This is a genomic window from Mesorhizobium sp. WSM1293, assembly GCF_000513875.1.
Taxonomy (GTDB): domain Bacteria; phylum Pseudomonadota; class Alphaproteobacteria; order Rhizobiales; family Rhizobiaceae; genus Mesorhizobium; species Mesorhizobium ciceri.
Window position 1 is genome coordinate 161,173 of sequence record NZ_AZUV01000014.1, and the last position, 9,679, is coordinate 170,851.

Below are 9,679 nucleotides of genomic sequence, written 5' to 3' on the forward strand. Positions count from 1 at the left end.
AAATTCAAAATCAATCTGTTGTCCGGTCAGTTCATCGTCGGGATGACGAATTCGGCACCGTCCTTGATGCCTGCCCGCGCGACCGCAGCCGAAGGCGAGGACGCGTAACCAGGAAATCGTCCGGTCAGTTCATCGTCGGGATGACGAATTCGGCACCGTCCTTGATCCCGGACGGCCAGCGCGAGGTCACCGTCTTGGTCTTGGTGTAGAAACGGAACGCGTCCGGGCCGTGCTGGTTGAGGTCGCCGAAGGAAGACGCCTTCCAACCGCCGAAGGTGTAGTAGGCGATCGGCACCGGGATCGGCACATTGATGCCGACCATGCCGACCTGGACACGGCTTGCGAAATCGCGCGCGGCATCGCCGTCACGAGTGAAGATGGCGACGCCATTGCCCATCTCGTGGTCGTTGGCGAGCTTGATCGCGCTCTCATAGGTCGGCGCGCGCACAACCGACAGCACCGGCCCAAAGATCTCTTCCTTGTAGATGCGCATGTCCGCGGTGACGTTGTCGAACAGGCAGCCGCCCATATAGTAGCCGTCTTCATAGCCCTGCATGGAGAAGCCGCGGCCGTCGACCACCAGCTTGGCGCCTTCCTTGACGCCGGTGTCGACATAGCCCTTGACCCGCTCCAGGGCTTGGCGCGTCACCAGCGGGCCGAAATCGGCGGAAGAGTCGGTCGAAGGACCGACCTTCAGGCTTTCGACGCGCGGGATCAGCTTTTCCATCAGCCGGTTGGCGGTGTCGTTGCCGACCGGGACGGCAACCGAGATCGCCATGCAGCGCTCGCCGGCCGAGCCGTAGCCGGCGCCGATCAGCGCGTCGACCGTCTGGTCCATGTCGGCATCGGGCATGATGATCATGTGGTTCTTGGCGCCGCCGAAGCACTGCACGCGCTTGCCGGCGGCCGTGCCGCGCGAATAGATGTAGTGGGCGATCGGCGTCGAGCCGACAAAGCCGATGGCCTTGATGTCGGGATCGTCGAGGATGGCGTCGACCACGTCCTTGTCGCCATTGACAACATTGAGGATGCCCGCCGGCAGGCCAGCTTCGAGGAACAGTTCGGCGATGCGCATCGGCACGCCCGGATCGCGCTCCGAAGGCTTCAGGATGAAGGCGTTGCCGCAGGCGATGGCCGGCGCGATCTTCCACAGCGGGATCATTGCCGGGAAGTTGAACGGTGTGATGCCGGCGACGACGCCGAGCGGCTGGCGCATCGAATAGACGTCGATGCCGGGGCCGGCGCCGTCGGTGAATTCACCCTTCATCATGTGCGGCGCGCCGATGCAGACTTCGACCACTTCGAGGCCGCGCTGGATGTCGCCCTTGGCGTCGGCGATCGTCTTGCCGTGCTCGCGCGCCAGGATGTCGGCCAGTTCGTCATAGTCGCGGGCGACCAGTTCGAGAAACTTCATCAGCACGCGCACGCGACGCTGCGGGTTGGTTGCGGCCCATTTCGGCTGCGCAGCCTTGGCGTTCTCCACCGCAGCGCGCAGTTCCGCCTGTGATGCCAGCGCCACCGTGCCGCGCACGGAGCCATCCATCGGCTGCATGACATCCTGCTTGCGGCCGCTGGTCCCGGCGACATGCTTGCCGCCGATGAAATGACCATAGTCGATCATGATTTCTCTCCCTTGTTTGTGATGCTGCATTGTCCGCCTTTGGCCGGCGGATGGCAACGCGACGGAGAACGCAACCGTTGTGCGGAAAGTAGATAGCGGTTGACGGACGAGCATCAATTCTCGCAAATGCGGAGACCCGTCTGATAGCAGCAGGGATTGAGAGATTGAGTTCCCACCACAGGACGCGGCGTCAGCGATTGTCATCTGGACCATCCCCATGAACTGGGATGACGTCCGCATCTTCCTTGCCGTGGCGCGTGCCGGCCAGATCCTTGGCGCCGCCAAACGGCTGGAGCTCAACCACGCCACCGTCTCACGCCGCATCGCCGCACTCGAGGATGCGCTGCGGACAAAGCTGTTTCGCCGGCTGACCACCGGCAGCGAGCTGACTCCCGCCGGCGAGCGCTTCCTCGACATTGCCGAGCGCATGGAGGGCGACATGATCGCCGCGCGCTCGACCATATCAGGCGAAGGCGACGATGTTTCCGGCACGGTGCGCATCGGCGCCCCGGACGGTTTTGGCGTTGCCTTCCTGGCCAAGCGCCTTGGCGCGCTGACCGCCCTGCACCGCGAGTTGACGATCCAGCTGGTGCCGGTGCCGCGCTCCTTCTCCCTGTCGCGCCGCGAGGCGGACATCGCCATCACTGTCGAGCGGCCGACCGAAGGCCGGCTGGTGGCGGGAAAGCTGGTCGACTATTCGCTCGGCCTGTTTGCCTCGCGCGCTTATGTCGATGCCAATGGTCTGCCCAAAACAGCGGCCGAACTCGGCCAGCACACCCTTATCGGCTATGTGCCGGATCTCATTGTCAGCCCTTCGCTCGACTACGCGGCCGAATTCAGCGCGGACTGGCGCACCAGTTTCGCCATCTCCTCGGCGCTCGGCCAGGCCGAAGCAGTGCGCTCGGGCGCCGGCATCGGCATCCTGCACACCTTCGTCGCCCGCTCGATGCCGGAACTCGTCCCGGTCGATGTCGTGGCACCCATCCGCCGCGCCTACTGGCTGGTCTATCACGAATCGGTCAGGCCGCTGCGCCGCGTCCAGATCGTCGCCAGCTTCATCACCAAGATGGTGGAGCGGGAGCGGAACCTGTTCGTCTGAGGCATGTCGCCCAAAACTGATCTCGGTTTTGGGCGAACGACATGCATAAACTAAGACGCTAAAGCGCATCGCATGAATCCGATCAAACGCGATACGCTTTGGCCGTGCCGCCTTTTCCTTGCCACAAAACCGGCCAGTGTGGCATCAGGCGTGCGGTCACCGGCCACGGGCAGGTCGCCGGGTGGGAAACCTTTCAGAAAGCTGGCGCGGATAGACATGCGAGCCGTTCTTGCCATCCTGCCGCTGCTTTTCGTTTCCGCTTGCGCCAATCCGTGGACGAAGGTTCCGGAGGCCGAACTGCCCAAACCGATCCGCTACGCCATGGCGCGGCCTTCGCCTTTCGTCTTCGGCAATTATTGCGGCCCCGGCACCCGCACCGGCGATCTGTCGGCCCGACCGGCCGACCGCCTCGACGCGGCCTGCCAGACGCATGATGCCTGCTACATCGCCCGCCACAACCATTGCGACTGCGACGGCGCCCTGGTCGCCTCGGCGAAAGCGATCCGTGACGACAACGCAACGCCGCGCAAGATGCGCGGCGAGGCCGAACTGCTGATCGCCACCTTCGCCATTCCCGTCTGCAAGGTCTTCCCCCAGGGCTTCATGCCGCCGCGCGATCCGGCGCAATTGAGCGCTCTGAAGACCGGAGCGGCCGGGTGAAGGGTCGCGCATTCATCGCCGTCGTTCTGTTCGGGCTGGCTGTCCTTGCCGGCTGTGCCGGTACTGGTCGCAATGCCTGCGATCTCCTGCAAGGCCAGAGCGCTTGCGCGCGACCCGCGCTCTCCGCGGAGACAGCTGGGCCACGGATCGTCGCCGCGCAGTTTTTCGGCGACGCCGGCACCAGCGACTACGAAAAACGCTTCCTGGCGCTGCTCGCCCGCCATCAGCTTGGCGCCATGGACCGCGCCAACGGCACCGGCCCTTTCGGCCACGACCGCCATGAGATCGCCAACAGCGATTTCCAGGCGACCTACCGGACGCTGCAAAAACTCGCCGGGCCGGTCGCCGAAACGCATCTGCCGCCAGCCGGCGCCAACAGCGGCGAGGGTCATTTTGACGGACGCTGGCGGGTGTCGCGACAGACGCTCTACATCGATGCGGCGGCGCGGCCTTCGGCGCCCAAGACCTTCGATTTCTCCGGCCTGCAAGCGCGCAGCGTCGAGATCGTGCTGCGCCAGGCCGGCAAGCAACCGGCCGACATCGAAGGCGTCTGCGACGGCACGCTGGCGATCCGTGCCGGCGGCGCTTCACGCACCATCGCCACGGGCACGGCATTTCGCTTTCGCCTGTCCGGCGAGGACGATACGGTCAGCCTGTTTCCAAGTGACGGCCTGAACCGCTGCGCGGCAAGAATCCGCTCCAGCCTTGCTCCGGCCGGCGCGCCGCTCACCATCCGACGCGAAGAGACCGCCGATCCGGCGCTTGCCGCTTTCGACAGTCGCTACGAGCGTTGCCCGACGCCAGACCCAACCGGCCTCGATCCTCTCAGCCGCGCCTTCTATGCCAGCCGTTGGCTGTCGCAGACCTGTGCCTTGCCGATCGGAAAGCCGCGCCTGCTGCGCAAATCGCGCGATGGCTTCAACGCCAAGGTCGAGGCGCTGATGGGAGCGCCGCTGTCCGACAGCGCCATCGACAAGGGCGACCCGGAGCTGCCGCTCGACTTCTCCAGGGCCCCAAAACTGAAGCTGATCTATCTGTCATCCCTGGAGTTCAAGGCCGACTTCTCCGGCCGCATCATCGAACGGCTGATCCGTCATCATGCAGCCCTCGGCACCAAGGTGCGCATCCTGGTCACCGACGTGCTGGAGCGCGACAAGGACGACGCCATGCTGCATCGGCTGGCGACCGAATTCCCCAATGTCGGGCTGCAGGAATATCGCTGGCGGGCGGACCGGGGCGCGCCGATCGACGAGCAGATTTCACAATTGCACAAGGTCCATCACGTCAAGATGCTGGCGACGCTTGCCGACGATCCACGGCGGTCGCGCGCCATCGTCGGCGGCCGCAACATCCATGACGGCTTCCTGTTCCACCAGCCGATCGATCTGTCGCGCTATCCAGATCTTGAGCAATACGGCAAGACCGACGGGTTCTCGCTGAACTACTATTCGAACTGGAGCGACTTCGACATCGAGTTCGCCGATCCGGCCACGGTCGAGACCCTTGCCGCGCATCTTTCGACAGTGTGGCTGCGCGACGCCGACACCAATCTGGCGCGCCCCTTCTCCATTCCGGTCCGGCCCGACGGCGCCCGTCCTTCAGGCACGGCACGACACTTCATTTCGGTGCCTTACGAGGATGGCCATGCGCTGGAGGACTATTTCGTCGAGTTGGTCGACGCCGCCCAGCACCATATCCAGATCGTCAACCCCTACCTCAACCTGACGCCCAAGCTTGCCCAGGCTGTTGACCGGGCGCTCGCGCGCGGCGTCAGGATCGACATTGTCGGCCGCATCGATCTCAAGGGCGATATCGGCGGCAAGTTCCTCACCGCGCTCAACAAGCTGTTCGTCGAGAAATATGGCGATCGCATCAACATCCGCGAGTTCAAGGCGCCTGACGTGGTGCTGCATTCCAAGATCATGATGATCGACGAAAGGCTGGTCGCCATCTCGTCGGTCAACCTCAACAACCGCAGCTTCTTCCACGACAGTGAGAACGGCATGATGGTGCTCGATCCGGCCTTCTACACCAGGATGAAGCCGATCTATGACGACTATGTCGCCCACTCCAAACCGGTCGCCACCAATGTGACGATCCCGTGGGCGTATCGGCTGCTTTTCGACGAGGACTGGGTCCGGCAGGCGTTCTGACTCTCTAGCGCAGATAACGCTCCTGCGCGAGGTCGCGGACGTCGATGTCGGGCACCCGGCTGGAGATGATGTCGGCCAGCACCTTGCCCGAGCCGCAAGCCATGGTCCAGCCGAGCGTGCCGTGGCCGGTGTTGAGATAGAGATTGGAAAGCTCGGTGCGGCCGATCAGCGGCGGGCCATCCGGCGTCATCGGCCGCAGCCCGCACCAGAACGTCGCGTCCCGCATCGCGCCGGCGCCAGGAAAGAGGTCGCCGACCGAGTGTTCCAGCGTGCGCCGCCGCGATTCGTGCAGCCTGAGGTCGAAGCCGGAAATCTCGGCCGTGCCGCCAACCCGGATGCGGTCGCCAAGCCGGGTGATCGCCACCTTGTAGGTCTCGTCCATCACCGTCGACACCGGTGCCGCGGCGGCGTCCTTGATCGGCACGGTGATCGAATAGCCCTTGACCGGATAGACCGGGATCGGCCGCTTCACCCGGCGCATGAAACCCGCCGAATAACTGCCCAGCGCCATCACATAGGCGTCGGCGGTCTTCCAGCCCTTGCTGGTGCTGAGATTGGCAATGCGGTTGCGGCTGCGGATGACGCGCCAGATCGTCACGTCGTACTCGAACTTGACGCCACGGGCCACACAGAGTTCGGCCAGCCTGTCGGTGAACATCTTGCAGTCGCCGGTCTCGTCGTGCGGCAGCCTGAGGCCGCCGACGAACTTTTCGCGCACCCCGGCAAGGCCAGGCTCAGCCGCGATGCAACCGTCCTGGTCGAGGATCTCGTAAGGCACGCCATACTTCTTCAGCACCTCGACATCGCCGCCGGTGCCGTCAAGCTGCTTTTGCGTCCGGAACAGCTGCAGCGTGCCCTGGGTCCGCTCGTCATAGGCGATGCCGGTCGCTTCGCGCAGCGCCTTGAGCGTATCGCGGCTGTATTCGGCCAGCGGCACCATGCGCGCCTTGTTGATCGCATAGCGCTCGGCCGTGCAGTTGCGCAGCATCTTGATGAGCCATGTCCACATATGCGGATCGAAGGCCGGCCGCACCACCAGCGGGCCATGCTTCATCAGCAGCCATTTGATCGCCTTCAGCGGAATGCCGGGCCCGGCCCAGGGCGAGGCGTAGCCGGGCGAAATTTCGCCGGCATTGGCGAAGCTGGTTTCCAGCGCCGGGCCTTTCTGGCGGTCGAGAACCGTCACCTCGTGACCGGCCTCGGCGAGAAAGTACGCCGTGGTCACTCCGATGACGCCGCCGCCCAGCACCATGATCTTCATCGTTTACTCCTTGCCGCGTCGCACGCCCTTGAGGACGCCTGGACGCGGCGCATTCCGATTTGCGCATGATCCCCGGCGAAAATCGATGCCGATTTTCGAGATCATGCAGTGTTGCCTGTTCACGCCGCCGCAGGACCGGGGTCGTCATCCCCTGTCTGCCGCATTCCGGCCCTTTCGCCAAGGGGCCGCCAATCGGCTGCGGCGCTGTAGACGAGGGTGAGCCCATGCGGCCGTCGCGCCTCGGCCTGGGATTTCTCCCTGACGGCACGCCGCGCGGCCTCCGGCTGGTAGAGCACGGTCGCGATCAGGACCGACTCCCGCCTGCCGTCGGCCTGTTCGATCCATGCAGTCTGGCCCTCGGCCATGCCGAGCATGCAAAGCCCCCGCCTTGTCATGATCGACAGGCTGGAGCCGACCGGGCCGCGCACCTCGTTCTGCACCAGGGTCCGGGTCTGGGCGGGGCCGGCATCGACACGGAATACCAGCCTGCTGTTCAGCGTCACGATATCGGATCCGACCGAATCGATCGCGACGACCTCGGCCTTGGAAAGCTTGTCTTCAAGCATTGGAACAATCGGATCCGCGAAAGCCCGCCGACGCTCCAACATGATTTCGAGGACGGCGAAGTCCTTTGTCGTCAGCTGGAAATTCGCGCCTGTCATCGCCGTCTCCATGATCAGGCCCCCTCCCGCCCGCAGGCCGGCGTATCGACCACTTCGATGGTCGCCGACAGTTCCCGGCCGCCACGGCTGCTCCAGCACACCGTCTGCCCAGCGGTCGCGCCGATGAGCGCCGTCCCCATCGGCGTCAGCACCGAGATCCTGTTTTCACTGATGTCTGCTTCGCCGGGATAGACCAGCGTGACGCGCTGGATGTTGCCGCCATCGTTGCGGATTGTCACCGCCGAACCCATCCGCACGACATTGGCCGGCATGGAAGCCGCTGCCGTGACAACGGCACGGTCCATCTCCGAAAGCAATTCTTCGGCCGTCTCGGGCACGCGGTCGAGCGACGCCCGCGCCAGGCCCGTCAGCCTATGATGGTCGGCATCGGTTACCAGAAGCCGGCTCGGTGGACGCAATCCTGTTGCATGTTGCATGGCAAACCTCATGACTTGGCGCATCGAACAGACGCGCGCCTGCCGCCGCGCAAACGGTGGCTTGATGAAAAACCGGCAGCCGCGAAGCTGTCTGGCTCGGGAATGATAATGTCAGGTAGAAATGCCCCGGTTCGGACGGACGCCAAAAGGCGACCGCGCCGGGGCTACGATCCCGCGATCGGGCAGACCCTGAACAAGGTTCTGATATAAGCTGGGTTGCTCATGCATGGAGCCTTGCCGACAGGCGTCCGCTTGTCAAGCGCGGCCAAACCGCTCAACCGCCGACATAGCGCCGATGGAAGCGCGGGCCGAGGCTGGTCAGGATCTCGTAGCCGATGGTGCCGGCATGGCCGGCAGCGTCATCGACACTTTGCGAGGGACCGAGCAGTTCGACGAGATCACCCTCGCGCAGCCTGCCGGCCGGCAGGGCGGAAATGTCGAGAATGATCGAATCCATCGACACCCGCCCGACGAAAGGTAGCCGCACGCCCTCGAACCAGGCGGCGGACGCGGCACGGCGTTGCCAGCCATCAGCGTAGCCGAACGAAATCGTCGCCAGCCTGAGCGGGCCTTGCGCATGATAGGTGTGGCCATAGCCGACGCCGGCGCCCTTTTCGACGCTGCGCGTCTGTGCCACCTTTGCCTGCAGCCGCACCACCGGCAGCATCGGATTGGACTTTGGCGGCGTCGGATTGATGCCGTAGAGGGCGGCACCGGGGCGGGCGAGATCGTAGTGAAAGGACGGCCCAAGAAAGATGCCGGAGGAATTGGTCAGCGAGGCCGGTGCCGCCGGCAGCATCTTGCGCAGCTGCTCGAATGCCAGTCGCTGCTTCTCATTGGCCGGATGCTCCGGCTCGTCGGCGCAGGCCAGATGGCTCATCACGTAACGGATGTCGATGCCGTCGAAAGCCTGCGGATCGGCGGCGATGCGATCCACATCCCGAGGCGCCATGCCGAGCCGCGACATGCCGCTGTCGACCTGGACCGCGGCCGGCAGTTTTCGGCCGGCGCGGCGGGCCGCAGCACGCCAGGCTGCCAGTTGCTCGTGGCTGTTGATAACAACGCAAAGGTTTGCTGCCACAGCGTCCGGCTCGGCACCGGGCGGAATGCCGTTCAACACGAAAATGGCAGGGTCCGCCCCAAGCGAGCGGCGCAGGGCGACGCCTTCGCCCAGAAGCGCAACGAAGAAGATATCGCAGCCTTCGCGCAGCAGTGCCGCCCCGACCTGGCCGGCGCCAAGGCCGTAGCCGTCCGCCTTGAGCACACCAGCGCAGGCAACATCGCCCAACCGCGCCTTCAGCCGCCGGTAGTTTTCACGGATTGCACCGAGATCGATGGTGAGGATGGCCCCAGCCGCCACTTCGCTCGTGGCGGTGACCTCTTCTGGCGGCGATTTTTGGAGGGCGTCGTTCATGGCGACCGTTCTTGTGGTGGATGGGTTAGTCAGTAGTCAGTAGTCAGTAGAAATTGGCGCGGACCGCAACAGAACATTCAACCCTACTCCCCTACTCCCCTATGTTTGGACCGGGGACATCGCGAACAGGTGTGCGAGGACATCGCGAACAGTTTGGCGTGCTCTGCGCCGGGAGGTTCGCGATGCCATTTGGGGACACCAGCGTGATGGATGGGAAGTTGGAGTTTGTGCGTCTTGCCGTGCAGGAAGGCAGCAATGTCAGTGCGCTTTGTCGTCGTTTCGGGATCGGCCGAACCTGTGGTCACAAGTTGATTGCGCGGTATCGCGCCCATGGCGAGGCCGGGCTTGCGGAGCAATCGCGTCGCCCCACGA

The 9,679-nt window shown here is 64.5% G+C and carries 9 protein-coding genes; 4 read left to right on the plus strand and 5 right to left on the minus strand.

The window, feature by feature from the left end:
- Nucleotides 1-124: 124 nt before the first annotated feature.
- Nucleotides 125-1,621 carry a CoA-acylating methylmalonate-semialdehyde dehydrogenase gene (locus M729_RS0119335; protein ID WP_013529086.1) on the minus strand — a complete coding sequence of 499 codons (1,497 nt, stop codon included), beginning with the start codon at nt 1,619-1,621 and terminating at the stop codon, nt 125-127.
- Nucleotides 1,622-1,838: 217 nt separating this feature from the next.
- Here M729_RS0119335 and M729_RS0119340 point away from each other — a divergent pair, with 217 nt between their 5' ends.
- The 3 genes from M729_RS0119340 to M729_RS0119350 all read left to right on the plus strand — a co-directional run bounded on the left by M729_RS0119340 (nt 1,839) and on the right by M729_RS0119350 (nt 5,533).
- Entirely contained in the window at nt 1,839-2,720 is an 882-nt protein-coding gene (locus M729_RS0119340) for a LysR family transcriptional regulator (protein ID WP_013529085.1), read from the plus strand.
- Between the two features lie 216 nt (nt 2,721-2,936).
- Complete coding sequence (locus M729_RS0119345; protein WP_013529084.1) at nt 2,937-3,380, plus strand: hypothetical protein; 444 nt, start codon at nt 2,937-2,939, stop codon at nt 3,378-3,380.
- Nucleotides 3,377-5,533 carry a phospholipase D-like domain-containing protein gene (locus M729_RS0119350; protein ID WP_027162553.1) on the plus strand — a complete coding sequence of 719 codons (2,157 nt, stop codon included), beginning with the start codon at nt 3,377-3,379 and terminating at the stop codon, nt 5,531-5,533. The genes M729_RS0119345 and M729_RS0119350 overlap by 4 nt, the downstream gene beginning before the upstream one ends.
- 4 nt (nt 5,534-5,537) lie before the next feature.
- Here the strand turns inward: M729_RS0119350 and M729_RS0119355 are convergent, their stop codons facing one another.
- The 4 genes from M729_RS0119355 to alr form a co-directional block, all read right to left on the minus strand.
- Nucleotides 5,538-6,794, minus strand: coding sequence for a D-amino acid dehydrogenase (locus M729_RS0119355; RefSeq protein WP_024502886.1), 1,257 nt, complete (start codon nt 6,792-6,794; stop codon nt 5,538-5,540).
- 119 nt (nt 6,795-6,913) lie between these two features.
- The gene (locus M729_RS0119365) at nt 6,914-7,468 is read right to left on the minus strand and encodes a nucleoside-diphosphate kinase (RefSeq protein WP_081714251.1); all 555 of its coding nucleotides are present in this window, start codon (nt 7,466-7,468) and stop codon (nt 6,914-6,916) included.
- Between the two features lie 2 nt (nt 7,469-7,470).
- Nucleotides 7,471-7,893: a nucleoside diphosphate kinase regulator gene (gene rnk, locus M729_RS0119370; protein WP_027162554.1), complete on the minus strand. Its 423-nt coding sequence runs from the start codon at nt 7,891-7,893 to the stop codon at nt 7,471-7,473.
- Nucleotides 7,894-8,167: 274 nt separating this feature from the next.
- Nucleotides 8,168-9,307 carry an alanine racemase gene (gene alr, locus M729_RS0119375; protein ID WP_027162555.1) on the minus strand — a complete coding sequence of 380 codons (1,140 nt, stop codon included), beginning with the start codon at nt 9,305-9,307 and terminating at the stop codon, nt 8,168-8,170.
- A 182-nt stretch (nt 9,308-9,489) separates the two neighbouring features.
- Between alr and M729_RS1000000138875 the strand changes: the two genes are divergently transcribed.
- On the plus strand, nt 9,490-9,679 hold a 190-nt coding region (locus M729_RS1000000138875; protein WP_027162556.1), incomplete at its 3' end, for a helix-turn-helix domain-containing protein.